Source organism: Streptomyces sp. R28, assembly GCF_041052385.1.
Lineage (GTDB): Bacteria > Actinomycetota > Actinomycetes > Streptomycetales > Streptomycetaceae > Streptomyces.
Window position 1 is genome coordinate 5412319 of the sequence record NZ_CP163439.1, and the last position, 15993, is coordinate 5428311.

Consider the following 15993-nt stretch of genomic DNA (forward strand, 5'->3'; position numbering starts at 1 on the left):
ATGAACGTGGCAGCGACCACCGACGACACCGATCACGCGGAGCGCACCGCCGCGACCGAGTCCCCGCGCCGGCGGGCTCGCCGCCGTGGCATGGGGCGGATCGCGATGGCGGTCAGCGTGTTCGGGGAACTCCTCATCACGGCGGGCCTGGTGCTGGGCCTGTTCGTCGTCTACTCCCTGTGGTGGACGAACGTCCTCGCCGACCGTGCGGCGGACAAGCAGGCCGACCAGGTCCGTGACATATGGGCCCACCAGGAAGAGAGCTCCGGCCGTCCGGCCGAGTACGACTCCAAGAACGGCATCGGCTTCCTGCATGTGCCCGCGATGAGCAAGGGCGAGATCCTGGTCGAGAAGGGCACGACGTCGAAGATCCTCAACGACGGCGTCGCCGGCTACTACACCGACCCGGTCAAGGCGGCCCTTCCGACCTCGGGCAAGAAGGGCAACTTCTCCCTCGCCGCTCACCGCGACGGTCACGGCGCGAAGTTCCACAACATCCACAAGATCGAGAAGGGCGACCCGATCGTCTTCGAGACGAAGGACAAGTGGTACGTCTACAAGGTCTACGCCGTCCTCCCCGAGACCTCCAAGTACAACGTCAAGGTCCTGTCCGCCGTCCCGAAGGAGTCGGGTAAGACGAAGGCGGGCCACTACATCACGCTGACGACGTGCACACCGGTGTACACGAGCCGGGACCGGTACGTGGTGTGGGGTGAGCTGGAGCGGGTGGAGAAGGTGGATGAGGAGCGGACGTTGCCGGAGGAGCTGCGTTAGCGTGACGTGGTGTCACGCCTAATATGAGCTGGCCCGAAGCCGCAACCAACCTTTGCGGCTTCGGGCCTTTCGCATGTGATGCCTATCGCAGCGCTTTGAGACGCGCTCCTGCGCTCCACGCCTCCAATTCGTCGCGGTTCACGGTGATGACTCCGCTCAGGTCGGCGATCGCTTGTGCCTCGCTGCTGAAATTGCAGGTGGCGACGGAGAGCGCGATATCGACCTGGCCGATCGCGCGTGCCGCTCCGGCGAACTTCTGTATCTCGGCACTTGGGACGGATACGCGACCGGTCCGGTTCTTGCACTGGACAGCCACGCTACGGCCGTCGGCCGCGCGTCCGGTGATGTCGATGCCCCGGTCGGTGCGGGCCTGTCGTACGACGACGTCCGTGCAGCCGTCCCGGCGCAGCAGGTCGGCGACGTGGCGCTCGAAGGTCTGCCAGGTCATGGCCGCGATGGAGGCCCGGACCTGGTCGGTCGGAGTATCCCCTTCCAGGATGCTGATTCGGCGGTGGTGCCAGCACAGTTTGCGTTCGACGTTCTGGATGTCCTCGCGGAGCTCGATGAGTTCGCGGCGGTGTTCGCCGGCGGTGGCGATCAGGGTGTTGAACATGGGGACGACGGTCTTGCCGAGATCTGAGTGATGCGTTGGTCGATGCGGTCGTCGAGGGGGACGACGTCGGTGGGGGCCGGGTTTTCCACAGGCTGTGTGCGGGCCGCGTACTCCATGTCGAGGAGGTACACACGCACCTGACGTGCGACTTCGCTGTCGCGGAGCAGCATGGCGACGTTGAGGACGGCTCGGCGTGACCAGACGGCCAGGCTGGAGCGTCGCTGTGGATAACCGCCTCCGGAAGTGGAACTCACATTGAGTTCCTGAAATTCACGCAGGTCAGCACCGCGCAGCACGCGCAGGCCGTTGGACTCCAGTTCCTGTCGGTGGCGGCTGAGCAGGTTGTTGATGACCGTCTCGGCGACCTCGAAGTACACCGCCACCATCGCGGTCGTCACATGCATCCCGTCCGGCAGCAGTGACAGTGCCTTCACCCCTGTCGAGCACGTCGGTTCGTTCCAGCACGCTGTCGCGCAGGCTCTTCGACTCCAGCAGTGCCGATTGGTCGATCATGTTCTGCCCTTCCGTTCGCGGTGTGGCCGTATGGCCGGGCAGAGCTGTGACTCCCCACCCCACCCGATCAACGAGTCGTGAAATGCGAATACACGATCGACGGAGGAACGGCTGTCCTGCGACCGACTGGTCACGGCGCCGGACACGGCTGAGCCCCGGCACCCTGCTCAGGGTGCCGGGGCTCAGCCGTGTATGCCGGGGTCAGTCCTCCGTGCGGGCGGACGTTCCGGTCACGCCGCCGAAGATCTGGCCGTCGTTGTTGCCGCCCCCGCCGTTGTTTCCGCCGTTGTTGCCGAAACTCAGGGTGGTCAGCGTGACCTGGGTGTTCGCCGGGTCGTCGGCCTGTTGGTTGGCCTTCGGGTCCTGGTCGGTGACGAAGGCGGTGTCGCTCTGGTCGCTTCCGTTGGCGAACTGGATGTTCGTGAAGCCGGCTGCCTGCAGAGTCTGCTTGGCCTGGCCCACTGTCTGACCCACGACATTCGGCACCGGCGTCTTCTGCTGTGCCTGCTTGCCGATCTGAAGGGTCACCGTGTCGTTCTTGTTGGCCTGGGTGCCGGCCTGCGGAGAGATCGCGATGACCTTGCCGACCTGGTTCGGGTCCTGGGTCTCCGCCTCGACGCAGTTGCCGACCAGGTCATTGGCCGTCATCTGCGCCTTCGCCTCGTCACAGGACTTGCCGAGGACGTCCGGCACGGTGGCCTTCTCCTCCTCCTTGGCGACGGTGAGGGTGATCGTCGAGCCCTTTTCCTGCTCCGTGTCACCGTTCGGGTCCTGATTGATGACGACGCCTGGAGTCCGGTCGGACTCCTCGGTCTTCTGCTCGACCAGGAAGCCCTTGTCCTCGAGCTGGGCCTTCGCCTTGTCGAAGGTCAGCCCTGTGACGTCCGGCACAGTCAGCTTGGGCGCACCGGTCGACACCACGATGTTGACCGTGGAGTTCTTGTCGACCGTGGTCTTGGCATCGGGGTCCTGGTCGCAGACCTTGCCCACGGGCTGGTCTTCGCACGCCTGCTTGGTGACCTTCCCCAGTTTGAGGTCACTGTTGACGAGCAGATCCTGGGCGTTGCCCTGGCTCTCGCCGACGAGGTTCGGCACGGGCACGCTGCTGTTGCTCGCGCCTTTGCCGTCGAACACCCACTTGCCGATGAGGATCGCGCCCACGAGGACCAGTACAGCCGCGACGGCCAGCAGGATCGTCGAGGTGTTGGACTTCTTCTGGCGGCGTCGGTCGACGCGGTCGTCGTAGCCGTAGCCGCCGTCGTCGGGGTTCATGGGCGGCAGCATCGACGTGGCGCCGGCGTCCGTGGCGCGCAGGGCCGTGGTCGGCTGGTCGTCGGGGTAGCCGCCGTAGCCGACGGAGCCCATGGCCGCGGTCGCCGCGACCGGCTGGCCGTCGAGGCAGGCCTCGATGTCGGCGCGCATCTCGTCGGCCGACTGGTAGCGGTAGTCGGGGTCCTTGGTCAGGGCCTTCAACACGATCGCGTCCATCTCGGGCGTGATCTCGGGGTCGAAGACGGACGGGGCCTGCGGCTCTTCGCGTACGTGCTGGTACGCGACGGCGACCGGGGAGTCGCCCACGAACGGCGGGCGGACCGTCAGGAGCTCGTAGAGCAGACAGCCCGTCGAGTACAGGTCCGAGCGGGCATCCACCTGCTCGCCTTTCGCCTGCTCCGGCGAGAGGTACTGGGCGGTGCCGATGACGGCCGCGGTCTGGGTCATCGTCATGCCGGAGTCGCCCATGGCGCGGGCGATGCCGAAGTCCATCACCTTGACCTGGCCGTTGCGCGTCAGCATGACGTTCGCGGGCTTGATGTCGCGGTGGACGATGCCGCTTCGGTGGGCGTACTCGAGGCCCTGGAGGATGCCGATCGTCATCTCCATGGCGCGCTCCGGCAGCAGCTTGCGGCCGCTGTGGAGAAGCTCACGCAGTGTCGAGCCGTCCACGTACTCCATGACGATGTACGGGATCGACACGTTGTCGATGTAGTCCTCGCCCGTGTCGTAGACCGCGACGATCGCGGGATGGTTGAGCGAGGCGGCCGACTGGGCCTCCCGGCGGAACCGGGCCTGGAAGGACGGGTCGCGCGCGAGGTCTGCTCGCAGCGTCTTCACCGCCACGGTGCGGCCGAGGCGGGTGTCATGCGCGAGGTAGACCTCCGCCATGCCACCACGACCGAGCACCTGGCCCAGTTCGTACCGGCCGCCGAGGCGACGCGGCTCTTCCATAGCTACCTACCAGCCCTCTCCGTCGGTCCCGCCCTCACCCTTGTGGGTGTGACGGTGGTCCGTCCGGGCATACGGTACCCGGCTCATCTTGTGTGACCTGGTCAAGCTCGTAACCCGATACAGGACCGGTATCGCAACGTGCACCGATGTGAAGGGGGCGTGAGCGGGGTCACTTCTTGTTGCCGATGACCGCCTCCATGACGCTTTTGGCGATGGGGGCCGCGAGGCCGCCGCCGGAGATGTCGTCGCGTACCGCCTCGTCGTCCTCGACCACCACGGCCACGGCCACCGGCGAGCTGCCGTCGTCGAGCTTGGCGTAGGAGATGAACCACGCGTACGGGTTCTCGCTGTTCTCGACACCGTGCTGGGCGGTACCGGTCTTGCCGCCCACCTTGATGCCCGGGATCCGGGCGTTCTTGCCGGTGCCGTCCTCGACGACCGTCTCCATCATCGACTGCAGGATCTGGGCGTTCTCCGCGGACAGCGGCTTGCTCATCTCCTCGGGGCTGGTCTTCTCGAGCGGGTCGAGGTTGTGCGTCTGGACCTCGTCGACCATGTACGGCTTCATCAGCGTGCCGTCGTTGGCGACGGCCGAGGCGACCATGGCCATCTGCAGGGGGGTGGCGGCGGTGTTGAACTGGCCGATGGAGGACAGCGCGGTCTGTGAGGGGTTCATGTCGTCGGAGAAGACGGACGCGCTGGTGCGGGTCGGCGTGAACTGCTCCTCGGTGAAGCCGAACTTCTTGGCTTCCTCCAGCATCGTGTCGTTGCCGAGGTCGGAGCCGATCTTGCCGAAGACGGTGTTGCAGGACCACCGCAGGGCGACCCGCAGCGTGGCGTTCTCGCAGGGGATGGTGCCCTCGTTCGGCAGCTTGGTGGTGGTGCCCTTCATGATCCACGGGTCCGGCGAGTTCGTCTTCTCGTCCGCGGACTTGTACAGCCCGTTCTCCAGCGCCGCGGCCGCGGTGACGACCTTGAAGGTCGAGCCGGGCGGGTAGACCTCGCGCAGGGCCCGGTTGAGCATCGGGTCGGCGGGGTTGTTCTTCTTCTGGAGCTTCTTCCAGGCCTCTTCGTCGGAGGTGCTGCCGCCGGCGATCGTGGAGGGGTCGTACGACGGGAAAGAGGCCAGCGCCAGGATCTTGCCGGTGGACGGCTCGATGGCGGCGACGGCGCCCTTGCCGCCCTGGTTCTTCAGGCCGTTGTACGCGGCCTTCTGCGCGGCGGCGTTGAGGGTGGTGACGACGTTGCCGCCCTCCTTCTCCTTCCCCGTGATCATGTCGAGGGTGTTGCGGAAGAAGAGCCGGTCGTCGGTGCCGCTGAGGATGCCGTCCTCGATGGACTCCAGCTGGTTGGCGCCGTAGGCCTGCGAGACGAAGCCGGTGACGGGCGCCCACATGGCGCCGTTCTTGTACGTGCGCTTGAACTTGAAGTCGCCCGACGTGGTCTCGGTGTGCCCGGTGATCGGGTTGCCGCCGACGATTATGTCGCCGCGGGGCGTGGCGTAGCGGGCGATGAGGACCCGCCGGTTCTTGGGGTCCTCCCTCAGGCTGTCGGCCTTGACGTACTGCAGCCAGTTGTCCCGGATGAGCAGGGCGAGGACGAGGAGGCCGCAGAAGATCGCGATCCGGCGCAGGGGCTTGTTCATGACGGGCGGACCACCTGGGTCATCTCAGCGTCGGGATTGGGGGCGGGGGCGGGCGCCGGACGGCGGGCGGTGTCGCTGATGCGGATGAGTACGCCGATGAGCGCCCAGTTGGCGATGACCGACGAACCGCCGTACGCCAGGAACGGCATCGTCATACCGGTCAGCGGGATCAGACCCATCACACCGCCGGCGACGACGAAGACCTGGAGCGCGAAGGCGCCGGAGAGGCCGACGGCGAGGAGCTTGCCGAAGGGGTCGCGGGCGGCGAGGGCGGTGCGCACGCCGCGCTCCACGATCAGGCCGTAGATCAGCAGGATCGCCATGACGCCGGCCAGGCCGAGCTCCTCGCCGAAGGTGGCGAGGATGAAGTCGGAGTTGGCGGCGAAGCGGATGAGCTCGGAGTGGCCCTGGCCCCAGCCGGTGCCGAGGGTGCCACCGGAGCCGAAGGCCCACAGGGCCTGCATGGCCTGCTCGGAGTGGACGACGCCGTCTCTGACTCCCTCCTGGCTGAGCGTGTACTCGCGCATCGGGTCGAGCCAGGCCTGGACACGTGTCTTGACGTGCGGTTCGAAGCTGGCGACGCCGACGGCGCCGACCGCGGACATCAGCAGACCGAAGACGATCCAGCTGGTGCGCTCGGTGGCGACGTACAGCATGATGACGAACATTCCGAAGAACAGCAGCGACGTACCGAGGTCGGTCTCGAAGACCAGGATGAGGATCGAGATCATCCAGACGACGATGATCGGGCCGAGGTCGCGGCCGCGGGGCAGGTACAGGCCCATGAAACGGCGGCTGGCGAGGGCGAGGGCGTCGCGCTTCACCATGAGGTAGCCGGCGAAGAAGATCGCCAGGACGATCTTGGCGAACTCGCCGGGCTGGATGGTGAAGCTGCCGACCTGGATCCAGATCTTGGCGCCGTAGGTGATGTCGGCGCCGAGGCCCGGCACGAGTGGGAGCAGCAGCAGGAACAGCGCCCCGGCCATGGAGATGTAGGTGTAGCGCTGCAGGGTGCGGTGGTCCTTGAGGAAGACCAGCACGGCGATGAAGAGGGCGATTCCCATGGCCGTGTAGATCAGCTGGTTGGTCGCCTTGCCGCCGGCCTGCCCGATCTGCTGCAGCAGCTTCGACTGGTCCAGCCGCCAGATGGCCACCAGCCCCAGTCCGTTCAGCAGTGTCGCCAGCGGCAGCAGCAGCGGGTCCGCGTAGGGCGCGAACTTCCGTACGGCGAGATGGGCCACGCCGGCCAGCAGGCCGAGGCCCAAGCCGTAGCCGAGCAGCCCGGCCGGCACCTCGTCATTGATCGCCAACCCCACGTTGGCGTAGGCGAACACCGGGATGACGACCGCGAACACCAGCAGGGCGAGCTCGGTGTTGCGCCTGCTCGGTGCGCCGATGGCGCCGATCGTGGACGTGTGATGCGTCGGCGAGTTCGTAGTACTGCTCATCGTGTGACGGGGCCTCTCACGGCTTGCCTACTGCGTACCGCAGTTCGAGACGACCTTCTGCTCTTCCTCCGAGAGAGTGGGGCCGGGGCTTGGCTTCGCAGTCGGTGTCGGGGAGGTGGACGGGTTCGGGGAGTTGGTGGCCGACGGATTCGGCGTCGGTGTCGCCTTGGACGTAAGGGAGGTACGGGTGGTTCCCGTGGTGCCTCCGGCCTCGCCTTCGCCCGTCCTGGAGTTCTTCTGGCTCTCGGCGGCCTGCTGCTCGGAGCGCTTCTGGCACGCGGAGGCCTGCAGGGCGAGCTCGTCGATCTTCGCCTGGGCGTCCTTCAGGCCGCCCTCGGCGATGGTCGCCTCGACCAGCTTCTTCTGGTACGGCGGCAGGTACTTGAGTTCGATCTCGGGGTGGTCCTTCTCCACCTTCGAGAGCGAGACCCAGGCCAGGTCCTGGCTGATGCCGCGGTACAGGGCGACGTGTTCCTTGTTGGCGCCGACGTAGTACTGCGTCTGCGTCCAGCGCCAGCCGCCGTACAGGCCGCCGCCGATCACGCCGAGCGCGAGGGCGATGTAGAAGGATCTCTTCAGCCACTTGCGTCCCGTGCGGGGCTTGACGAAGTCGTCGTCGGTGTAGTCGCCGAAGCTGCCCGCCGGGATGTAGCCGGTGGTGTCGCCGGAGCCGGGCGGGCCGAATTCTCCGCCCCCGCCGCCCTGTCCGGGGACCTGGCGGCCGAGCCCGGAGGCGCGGCCGGCGGGGGTCTGCATGATGCCGTTGTCGTGCAGGTGGTTCTGGTTCTCGGCGACGGCGCCGACCACGACCGGGGTGTCGGACAGCTGCCCGGCGAGGGTGTCGCCGGTGTCCAGGTCGAGGACGTCCGCGATGATCACGGTGATGTTGTCGGGGCCGCCGCCGCGCAGCGCGAGCTCGATCAGCTGCTGCACGGTTTCCTGGGGGCCCTGGTAGCTGGCGAGGGTGTCCTCCAGGGTCTGGTGGGACACCACCCCGGACAGGCCGTCGGAGCAGATCAGGTACCGGTCGCCGGCGCGGACTTCGCGGATGGACAGGTCGGGCTCGACGTGGTCGCCGCTGCCCAGCGCGCGCATCAGCAGGGAGCGCTGCGGGTGGGTGGTGGCTTCCTCTTCGGTGATGCGTCCCTCGTCGACGAGGCGCTGCACCCAGGTGTGGTCCTGCGTGATCTGTGTGAGGACGCCGTCGCGCAGCAGGTAGGCGCGTGAGTCGCCGACGTGGACGAGGCCGAGCCGCTGCCCGGTCCACAGCAGGGCCGTCAGGGTCGTCCCCATGCCCTCGAGCTGGGGGTCCTCCTCGACCATCGAGCGCAGCTGGTCGTTGGCGCGCTGTACGGCGGTGCCGAGCGAGGTGAGGATGTCCGAGCCGGGCACGTCGTCGTCGAGCGCGACGATGGTGGAGATGGCCTCGGAGGAGGCGACCTCGCCGGCTGCGGCGCCGCCCATGCCGTCGGCGATGGCGAGCAGGCGGGGTCCGGCGTATCCGGAGTCCTCGTTGCCCTCCCGGATCATGCCTTTGTGCGATCCGGCGGCGAAGCGCAGTGACAGACTCATGCGCACCTCGCCTGTCGGCTCCGGGTACATCCGCACGGTGCCCACCCTCCGGTCGGGAGCGCGCCGGGGCCCGTCGTGTGGGCCGCCGCTGCGTGCTCGCTCCGCTCGCTCATTGTCGTACTACTTCCGCAGCTCGATGACGGTCTTGCCGATGCGGATCGGCGCGCCCAGCGGAATCGGTGTGGGGGTCGTGAGCCGCGTTCGGTCGAGGTACGTGCCGTTGGTGGAGCCCAGATCCTCGACGATCCACTGGCCGTCGCGGTCCGGGTAGATCCTGGCATGCCGGCTGGAGGCGTAGTCGTCGTCCAGCACGATGGTGCTGTCGTGCGCCCGGCCCAGGGTGATGGTCTGGCCCTGGAGCGCGACGGTGGTGCCGGTGAGGGTGCCCTCGGACACGACCAGCTTGGTGGGGGCGTTACGGCGCTGGCGGCCGCCGCCGCTCTGCTGGCCGCGCTGCTGCGGAGGCGCCGTCGCCTGCCGGGCGGCCTGCTGCGAGCGGCCGGCCTCGCGCCTGGAGCCGCGCTGGGTGACGCGCGTACCGAACAGGTCGCTGCGGATGACCTGCACGGCCACGATCACGAACAGCCACAGTACGGCCAGGAAACCCAGCCGCATGACCGTCAGGGTCAGCTCTGACATTGCCCCCGCTTCACCCTTCGGCTTGCCGGTAAATGATGGTGGTACTGCCCACGACGATCCGCGAGCCGTCGCGGAGCGTAGCGCGGGTGGTGTGCTGCCCGTCCACCACGATGCCGTTGGTGGACCCGAGATCCTGGATCGTCGAGGGCGTTCCGGTCCGGATCTCACAGTGCCGGCGCGAGACGCCGGGGTCGTCGATCCGCACGTCGGCTTCGGTGCTGCGGCCCAGCACCAGCGTCGGGCGGGAGATCTGATGGCGGGTGCCGTTGATCTCGATCCAGTAGCGGGTGCGTCCGCCGGCTGCGGGGGCCGCGGGGCGCTGGCCGCCCGCGGCCTGCGGGTAGCCGTACCCGCCGGGGCGGCCGCCCGGGGGCGGCGCGGCAGGCATGGGCGGTGCGCCCGCGGGTGCGGCGGCCGGCGGGTAGCCGTAGCCACCCGGGGCGCCGGGACGCCCGGCCGGTGCGGGGGGCGCGGGAGCCTGTCGGCCGCCGGCCTGCTGGTCGGTGGAGCCGGCGAGTGTGCGGCTGCGCACGCGGTACAGGCCGGTGTCGAGGTCGTCGGCCTTCTCCAGGTTGACCTTGATCGGGCCCATGAAGGTGTAGCGCTGCTGCTTGGCGTAGTCGCGGACCATGCCGGCGAGCTCGTCGCCGAGCTGGCCGGAGTAGGGGCTCAGGCGCTCGTGGTCCGGCGCGCTCAGCTCCACGATGAAGTCGTTGGGGACGACCGTACGGTCGCGGTTCCAGATGGTCGCGTTGTTGTCGCACTCGCGCTGGAGCGCTCCCGCGATCTCCACGGGCTGGACCTCTGACTTGAACACCTTGGCGAAGGTGCCGTTGACCAGACCTTCGAGACGCTGCTCGAACTTCTTCAGGACTCCCATGGGGCACCTCCTCCGTCGCCTGCTTCGTCCTGCATCCCGCCGGGCGGGCACTGCTTCACCTGGTACTGCTTACTGATCGTATCCACGCGCCGGTGAATCGGCTGGTTCCCCCTGTCGGCCCGGTCGACGGGTGTCGACGCCCTCGAAGTTCCCTGTGGAGCTCTGCTTCGAACTCCTCAGGGCCATAGTCCTGCCATGGATCGTAGAGGCGGCCGCAAACCAGTGTCCCGCACCTGACTGTGGACCCGGACCGGCTCCTGGACAGATGCGCGGTACCGGTACGAGGTTGATACGTGAACAGGTACTCGTTGATACGGAACGGATGGCGCCGCGGGTTGGTTCGGTGCTGTCGGTGTGAGATGTCGACGGTGCTGGTGGGCGGCTGCCCAGGGGTAAGGGATGTGAACCCACCCTGGCCGGCGTGCTAATGTTCTGCGTGTCGGAAGGCGCCGGACCGCAAGGAAAGAAGCCCGAGGACACACCCAATGCGCGGGTGGCGGAATAGGCAGACGCGCTGGATTCAGGTTCCAGTGCCCGCAAGGGCGTGGGGGTTCAACTCCCCCCTCGCGCACACTCGAAGAGGCGGCATCGTAATCACGATGCCGCCTCTTCATTTTGTGTTGTTGCGTTCGACACGTTGTGCTTCGGTACGGCGTCCTCGGCGGCCGTGACCTGTGATGAAGCTCTCAGGCCACGGCGCGGGGCTCAGCCGGCCGCGATGACCGTGGCGAGCGTCACGGCGGCGGGCAGGGCCTGCGCGAAGAGGATCCGGCGGTTGGCGGTGGCCGCGCCGTAGACGCCCGCGACGATGATGCAGGACAGGAAGAAGATCTGGACGCGGTAGCCGGTCGGGTCGTCGGCGATGAGGCCCCAGACCAGACCCGCGGCCAGGAAGCCGTTGTAGAGGCCCTGGTTGGCCGCCAGCGCCGCGGTGGAACGGGCCAGCTCGGCGTCGAAGCCGGAGAAGCGGCGGCCCGGGCCGCGCTGCCACAGGAACATCTCCAGAACCAGGATGTAGGCGTGCAGCAGCGCCATGAGGGCGACGAGGACGACAGAGATCAGATGCATGCGGTGATTGTGCCGGTGCGGTGTCCGTGGTCGATCGGCCGGTCGCTCCATTTCACGGTCGTTCCGTTTCACGGTCGCTCCGTCCTGGGGGCGCTGCGTCCTGGGGTCGCCGGGTCGGTCGTTCGGCTGAGCTGCCCGTCGCGAGGAGGGTGAACGGTGGCCGTTCGGCCGAGGTGGCCGCCGGCGCCTCGGCGCGAGATTGGAGCTCCCCTTCCCCAGGAGCCCACCGATGCCACCCGAGGCACTCTCCTTCGTCGCCGGAGTCAGGCCCGGCGGTTCCCTCCGTGCCCCCGCACCCACCCCCACCCCCACCCCCGCACGTCAGAAGCCCCGCCAAGGCAGCCGTAAGCCGTCCGGCAGGGCTCCCCGTGTGCGCCGGGACGTGCTGTTCTGGCTCGGATGCGCGGGCTTCGCGCTGTCGCTGGCCGTGGTCACGACCCTCACCCCGCACCGGATCTGGGGCACCTGCGCCGCCGTCGGGTACGTCGTCGCGGCGCAGCTCGCCCGCCGGGCGCCGCGTGCCTGGAGCGGGCGCAGTGCGGTGGCGGCGCTGCTCGGATCCGTCGTGGTCCCGTTGGCGTTCATGATCGTCGCGGGCGCCGCGCAGTCCGAGGTGGGCGTCGTCGAGCACTCGGGCGGTCTGCTGCTGCACTCCGGCAGCCCGTACCTGCCGCATCCGGTCGGCGTCGACGACTACAACCCCTACCTGCCCGGCATGGCGCTGTTCGGGATACCTCATGCGCTGTTCGGCGGCACACCGCTCGCGGACGCCCGGGTGTGGTTCTGCGCGGCGTTCCTGGCGAGCATGCTCGTCACCGCGCGGCCCTCGGGGCGCAACTCCCTTGGTTTCGGCGGCGACTCGAACGCGCGCGCCGCCGTGCTCCTCCTCGCGGCCTTCCCGGCGGTAGCGCTGCCGCTGGCTGTCGGCGGGGTCGACCTTCCGGTGATCGGGCTGATGTGCCTGGGGCTGGCGCTCGCCGGCCGGGGCGGGAACGGTACGGCGGCCGGGCTGGCGATGGGGGCCGCGGCCGCGCTGAAGTGGACGGCCTGGCCGCTGCTGCCGGTGGGACTGGTGCTGCTCGCGGTGACGGCGGGGCGGCGGGCGGCGGTACGGGCCGGTGCGGTCGCCGTGCTGGTGGCCGCGGTCGCGGTGGTGCCGGCGGCTCTGGCCGATCCGCACGCCTTCGTCGAACACGTGGTGCTCTTCCCGCTCGGCGAGGGCGGGGTGCGCTCGCCGGCGGCCAGCCCGCTGCCGGGGTACCTGCTGGCCACGTACGTCCCCGGCGGTTCTGTCCTCGCCATGGCAGCCCTCGCGGCCGCCGCGGGCTGGCGATGTGCCTGATCCCGGCGACGCGGTTCGGGTACCTGGTCTATCCGCTGGTCCTGGCCACCTGGTTCCGGCGTACGGAGCTGGTGGTGGCTGCTCGTCGGGTCGGGCGGTTGATGGGGGCGGGTGTCGGGCGTGGGTGAAGGGCGGGGAGCCGATTCCTGGGGAGTGCTGGAGCGCCAGGCCGGGCGTTCCCGGGGTGTGGCGGAGTGCGGGGGTGGCCGTTCTCGGGGTGTGGCGGAGCGCCGAGGTGCGTATTTGGCGCGGGTCACCGTCCTCGCGGTGGTAGGGCTGGTCGTGGCGCTGTGCTTGCCGTCGGTGGGGCAGTACGAGGCGGGGGACCAGCCGGGGAACCAGCCCGGGTATTCGACCGGTGTGGCGGAGCGGGGAGTCGACGGCGCCCGGTGAGGCGTCGTGGCCGACTCCGACTGCGATTCTCACGCCACGCGCGCGTAGGGACGCCTGGGCACCCGCACCGCTGGAGCGGGGCCCTACGCGCGCGTGCGGCCACCGACCGCGCAGCGCCGCGAACCCGAGCCGTGTCGGCCGCGGGCGCCGGCTACGCCGCGAGGCGCTGTGCCAGCTGCTTCGCCTTCGTGGCGGCCTCCTCAAGGGCGCGCTCGCGGGAGGCCTCGAAGAGGGGGACCAGGTCGGCCATCTCCGGGTTGACCGGGGCCATCGTGAACTCCGGAACGATGAAGTCGAGGTCGGCGCCGAGGAAGTCGGCCAGGATCGCCGACAGGTAGTTCTGCACGTACTCGTAGCCCTCACGCGGCGTGCCCGGCCCGTAGGAGCCGCCGCGGCTCGCGATGACGGTGACCGGGGTGCCCTTGACCGACTGGGCGGCGCCGGCCGTGCGACCGAACAGGACCACGTTGTCCAGCCAGGCCTTCAGCGTCGACGGGATCGTCAGGTTGTACATCGGGGCGCCGATCAGCACCGCGTCCGCCCGCTCCAGCTCCTCGATCAGCCGCACGCGCTCGGCGAACGCCGCGGCCTGCTCCGGGGTGTGCGTGGCCGGATCGGAGAAGCCGGCCGTGTGGGCGTGGGCGGAGATGTGCGGCACGGGGTCGGTGGCGAGGTCGCGGTGGATCACCGTGCCCTCGGGGTGCTGTTCCTGCCAGGTGCGGCGGAAGGCGTCGGTGACGGCGCGGGAGGCGGAGGCCTCGGTGGGGAAGACCGAGGAGTCGATGTGCAGAAGCGTTGCCATGGGGCTCTCCAGGGGAGGACGGCAGCGGGCGGGGGACCTGCCCGCAGGGACTGAAATTTCGTACTCGACTATGGATAACACAGTCACTTACTTTTTTTCACCCCCGTACGGCAGGGCAGTACCCTGAAGGGCATGGCGGCTGAGCAGAGTCACGACGTATCGGCGTGCAAGCGGGTCGACGACGGCATCACCCGCGTCTTCCAACTGCTCGGCAAGCGCTGGACCGGCCCGATCGTGTCCGTCCTGACCACAGGGCCCGCGTACTTCGTCGCCCTGCGCCGGGCGATTCCCGGTATCAGCGAGCGCATGCTCTCCGACCGGCTCACCGAGCTGGCCGCCGCCGGGCTCGTCGTGCGCGAGGTGTACGAGGGGCCGCCGCTGCGGGTCGTCTACCGGTTGACGGAGGCGGGCGCCGCGCTGGAGCCCGCGCTGACTGAGCTGGGCGGGTGGGCGAAGAAGTATCTGGCGGACGGGGAGCGGCCCGGAGGCTGCTGAGGCCGAGGGGCCGCTGAGCCGGGTTTTCCACATCCGTCAAGTTGTCCACAGGGTGTGACGCGTTTCGGCCACCGGCTGTACCGTCGGGCACGAGTTGATGTTCGTGCCTGAGCGGGGGAGGCGGTCGCGATGACCGAGGTCGGTGGCGAGGCTACGGCGGAGGCGGCCGCGGCTGCGGTGGCGTCGCAATCCGTGGCGTGTCGGCTGCCCCGGGTGCGCGGCTTCGCGCAGTGGCCCGGCGGTGGGTCGCCCAAGGAGGAGGGCAAGGAGCTGCGCAGGCGGGTGCCGCGCGGTGAGCACGCGCTCTTCGACCTCGACGTCGCCCGCCCCGACGCCGTGGCGGCCGTGGAGGAGTCCAACCTCGGTCGGCTCTCCGAGCTCACCCCGATAAGGGTGGGCCGGATGGCGGCGACGCCCTTCGCGTTTCTGCGCGGCTCGGCGGGGCTCATGGCGTACGACCTCGCCCGCACTCCCATGACCCGGATCCGCGCCCAGATCTGCGGGGACGCGCACGCGGCGAACTTCGGTCTGTACGGCGACCCGCGCGGCGGCCTGGTCATCGATCTGAACGACTTCGACGAGACGCTGTACGGCCCCTGGGAGTGGGACCTCAAGCGGCTCGCCGCCTCGCTCGTGCTCGCGGGCCGGGAGGCGGGCGCGGACGAGGACGCGTGCCGCAAGGCGGTGCACGACACGGTCGGTGCCTACCGGCGCACCATGCGACTGCTGGCCAAGCTCCCGGTGCTGGACGCGTGGAACGCGATCGCGGACGAGGAGCTCGTCTCCCACACCGACGCCCATGACCTGCTCGGCACGTTGGAGCGGGTCGCGGAGAAGGCGCGGGCCAACACCAGCGGGCGCTTCGCGGCGAAGTCGACCGAGCCGACCGAGGACGGCGGCCGCCGCTTCGTCGACGCCCCGCCGGTACTGCGCCGTGTCCCGGACGCGGAGGCTGCGGCGGTGGCGGCGTCGCTGGAGAGCTGGGTCACCACGCTCTCCGAGGACCGCCATCCCCTCGTGTCCCGCCACTCGGTGCACGACGTGGCGTTCCGCGTGGTGGGCACGGGCAGCGTCGGCACGCGCTCGTATGTCGTCCTCCTCCTGGACCACCGTGGCGAACCTCTGGTCCTCCAGGTGAAGGAGGCCCGCCCGTCGGCCCTCGTCCCGCACCTGGTGACGGCCGGCTTCGAAGCGCCGGAGGCGGAGCACGAGGGGCGGCGCGTGGTCCTCGGCCAGAAGCGCATGCAGGTGGTCAGCGACATCCTGCTGGGCTGGACGACGGTCGACGGACTCCCCTTCCAGGTACGCCAGTTCCGCAACCGCAAGGGCAGCGTCGACCCGGCCGCGCTGGCCGCCGACCAGATAGACGACTACGCCCGCATGACCGGCGCCCTGCTGGCCCGCGCCCACTCCCACAGCGCCGACCCGCGCCTGGTCTCCGGCTACTGCGGAAAGAACGAGGAACTGGACGAGGCGATCGCCACGTTCGCCGTCACCTATGCCGACCGCACGGAGGCGGACCACGCGGCACTGGTGACGGCGGTGCGGGCGGGGCGGATCGCGGCGGAGGTGGGGGTCTGACG

Annotated in this window: 15 protein-coding genes and 1 tRNA gene; 6 read left to right on the forward strand and 10 right to left on the reverse strand. The window is 69.2% G+C overall.

The genetic code is table 11. The features are described from left to right. Positions 1 to 6: 6 nt before the first annotated feature. Positions 7 to 774, forward strand: a complete 768-nt coding sequence (locus AB5J49_RS24070; protein WP_369170677.1) for a class E sortase — start codon at positions 7 to 9, stop codon at positions 772 to 774. Between the two features lie 82 nt (positions 775 to 856). Here AB5J49_RS24070 and AB5J49_RS24075 read toward each other — a convergent pair whose 3' ends face one another. The 8 genes from AB5J49_RS24075 to AB5J49_RS24110 all read right to left on the reverse strand — a co-directional run bounded on the left by AB5J49_RS24075 (position 857) and on the right by AB5J49_RS24110 (position 10310). Next, positions 857 to 1387: a restriction endonuclease gene (locus AB5J49_RS24075; RefSeq protein ID WP_369170678.1), complete on the reverse strand. Its 531-nt coding sequence runs from the start codon at positions 1385 to 1387 to the stop codon at positions 857 to 859. Then, the gene (locus AB5J49_RS24080; RefSeq protein WP_369170679.1) at positions 1372 to 1821 is read right to left on the reverse strand and encodes a hypothetical protein; all 450 of its coding nucleotides are present in this window, start codon (positions 1819 to 1821) and stop codon (positions 1372 to 1374) included. The genes AB5J49_RS24075 and AB5J49_RS24080 overlap by 16 nt, the downstream gene beginning before the upstream one ends. A 280-nt stretch (positions 1822 to 2101) precedes the next feature. Beyond that, positions 2102 to 4126, reverse strand: coding sequence for a Stk1 family PASTA domain-containing Ser/Thr kinase (pknB, locus tag AB5J49_RS24085; protein WP_369170680.1), 2025 nt, complete (start codon positions 4124 to 4126; stop codon positions 2102 to 2104). A gap of 169 nt (positions 4127 to 4295) precedes the next feature. Beyond that, entirely contained in the window at positions 4296 to 5771 is a 1476-nt protein-coding gene (locus AB5J49_RS24090) for a peptidoglycan D,D-transpeptidase FtsI family protein (RefSeq protein ID WP_369170681.1), read from the reverse strand. After that, positions 5768 to 7219 (reverse strand): FtsW/RodA/SpoVE family cell cycle protein, encoded by a 1452-nt coding sequence (locus AB5J49_RS24095; RefSeq protein ID WP_369170682.1) that lies wholly within the window; start codon positions 7217 to 7219, stop codon positions 5768 to 5770. Before AB5J49_RS24095 ends, AB5J49_RS24090 begins: the two co-directional genes overlap by 4 nt. A 27-nt stretch (positions 7220 to 7246) precedes the next feature. After that, on the reverse strand, positions 7247 to 8821 hold the full coding sequence (locus tag AB5J49_RS24100; protein ID WP_369175237.1) for a Stp1/IreP family PP2C-type Ser/Thr phosphatase: 1575 nt from the start codon (positions 8819 to 8821) through the stop codon (positions 7247 to 7249). Between the two features lie 90 nt (positions 8822 to 8911). Continuing rightward, the gene (locus AB5J49_RS24105; protein WP_369170683.1) at positions 8912 to 9430 is read right to left on the reverse strand and encodes an FHA domain-containing protein; all 519 of its coding nucleotides are present in this window, start codon (positions 9428 to 9430) and stop codon (positions 8912 to 8914) included. Between the two features lie 10 nt (positions 9431 to 9440). Next, a complete protein-coding gene (locus AB5J49_RS24110; RefSeq protein WP_369170684.1) occupies positions 9441 to 10310 on the reverse strand; it encodes an FhaA domain-containing protein in 870 nt (289 codons plus the stop codon). 487 nt (positions 10311 to 10797) lie between these two features. On the opposite strand from AB5J49_RS24110, the gene AB5J49_RS24115 reads away from it, so the two are divergent. Then, positions 10798 to 10881: transfer RNA gene (locus tag AB5J49_RS24115), tRNA-Leu, on the forward strand. Positions 10882 to 11015: 134 nt separating this feature from the next. Here AB5J49_RS24115 and AB5J49_RS24120 read toward each other — a convergent pair. Beyond that, the gene (locus tag AB5J49_RS24120) at positions 11016 to 11378 is read right to left on the reverse strand and encodes a DUF1304 domain-containing protein (RefSeq protein WP_369170685.1); all 363 of its coding nucleotides are present in this window, start codon (positions 11376 to 11378) and stop codon (positions 11016 to 11018) included. 229 nt (positions 11379 to 11607) lie between these two features. Between AB5J49_RS24120 and AB5J49_RS24125 the strand changes: the two genes are divergently transcribed. Together AB5J49_RS24125 and AB5J49_RS24130 are read left to right on the forward strand one after the other, a co-directional pair. Next, positions 11608 to 12720, forward strand: coding sequence for a glycosyltransferase 87 family protein (locus AB5J49_RS24125; RefSeq protein WP_369170686.1), 1113 nt, complete (start codon positions 11608 to 11610; stop codon positions 12718 to 12720). Between the two features lie 243 nt (positions 12721 to 12963). Further along, positions 12964 to 13113, forward strand: a complete 150-nt coding sequence (locus tag AB5J49_RS24130) for a hypothetical protein (RefSeq protein WP_369170687.1) — start codon at positions 12964 to 12966, stop codon at positions 13111 to 13113. Positions 13114 to 13264: 151 nt separating this feature from the next. Here AB5J49_RS24130 and AB5J49_RS24135 read toward each other — a convergent pair whose 3' ends face one another. Further along, on the reverse strand, positions 13265 to 13915 hold the full coding sequence (locus tag AB5J49_RS24135) for an FMN-dependent NADH-azoreductase (protein ID WP_369170688.1): 651 nt from the start codon (positions 13913 to 13915) through the stop codon (positions 13265 to 13267). 132 nt (positions 13916 to 14047) lie between these two features. Here AB5J49_RS24135 and AB5J49_RS24140 point away from each other — a divergent pair, with 132 nt between their 5' ends. Both AB5J49_RS24140 and AB5J49_RS24145 read left to right on the forward strand, forming a co-directional pair. Beyond that, a complete protein-coding gene (locus AB5J49_RS24140) occupies positions 14048 to 14410 on the forward strand; it encodes a winged helix-turn-helix transcriptional regulator (RefSeq protein ID WP_369170689.1) in 363 nt (120 codons plus the stop codon). Positions 14411 to 14539: 129 nt separating this feature from the next. After that, positions 14540 to 15991 carry a DUF2252 domain-containing protein gene (locus AB5J49_RS24145; protein ID WP_369170690.1) on the forward strand — a complete coding sequence of 484 codons (1452 nt, stop codon included), beginning with the start codon at positions 14540 to 14542 and terminating at the stop codon, positions 15989 to 15991. The last annotated feature ends 2 nt before the right edge of the window (positions 15992 to 15993 follow it).

What these genes read in the sequence shown, in the direction of transcription:
- AB5J49_RS24075 (WP_369170678.1), bottom strand. Translation starts at nt 1,387, where the DNA reads ATGTTCAACACCCTGATCGCCACCGCCGGCGAACACCGCCGCGAACTC.
- pknB (WP_369170680.1), bottom strand. Translation starts at nt 4,126, where the DNA reads ATGGAAGAGCCGCGTCGCCTCGGCGGCCGGTACGAACTGGGCCAGGTG.
- AB5J49_RS24090 (WP_369170681.1), bottom strand. Translation starts at nt 5,771, where the DNA reads ATGAACAAGCCCCTGCGCCGGATCGCGATCTTCTGCGGCCTCCTCGTC.
- AB5J49_RS24095 (WP_369170682.1), bottom strand. Translation starts at nt 7,219, where the DNA reads ATGAGCAGTACTACGAACTCGCCGACGCATCACACGTCCACGATCGGC.
- AB5J49_RS24100 (WP_369175237.1), bottom strand. Translation starts at nt 8,821, where the DNA reads ATGTACCCGGAGCCGACAGGCGAGGTGCGCATGAGTCTGTCACTGCGC.
- AB5J49_RS24105 (WP_369170683.1), bottom strand. Translation starts at nt 9,430, where the DNA reads ATGTCAGAGCTGACCCTGACGGTCATGCGGCTGGGTTTCCTGGCCGTA.
- AB5J49_RS24110 (WP_369170684.1), bottom strand. Translation starts at nt 10,310, where the DNA reads ATGGGAGTCCTGAAGAAGTTCGAGCAGCGTCTCGAAGGTCTGGTCAAC.
- AB5J49_RS24120 (WP_369170685.1), bottom strand. Translation starts at nt 11,378, where the DNA reads ATGCATCTGATCTCTGTCGTCCTCGTCGCCCTCATGGCGCTGCTGCAC.
- AB5J49_RS24125 (WP_369170686.1), top strand. Translation starts at nt 11,608, where the DNA reads ATGCCACCCGAGGCACTCTCCTTCGTCGCCGGAGTCAGGCCCGGCGGT.
- AB5J49_RS24135 (WP_369170688.1), bottom strand. Translation starts at nt 13,915, where the DNA reads ATGGCAACGCTTCTGCACATCGACTCCTCGGTCTTCCCCACCGAGGCC.
- AB5J49_RS24140 (WP_369170689.1), top strand. Translation starts at nt 14,048, where the DNA reads ATGGCGGCTGAGCAGAGTCACGACGTATCGGCGTGCAAGCGGGTCGAC.
- AB5J49_RS24145 (WP_369170690.1), top strand. Translation starts at nt 14,540, where the DNA reads ATGACCGAGGTCGGTGGCGAGGCTACGGCGGAGGCGGCCGCGGCTGCG.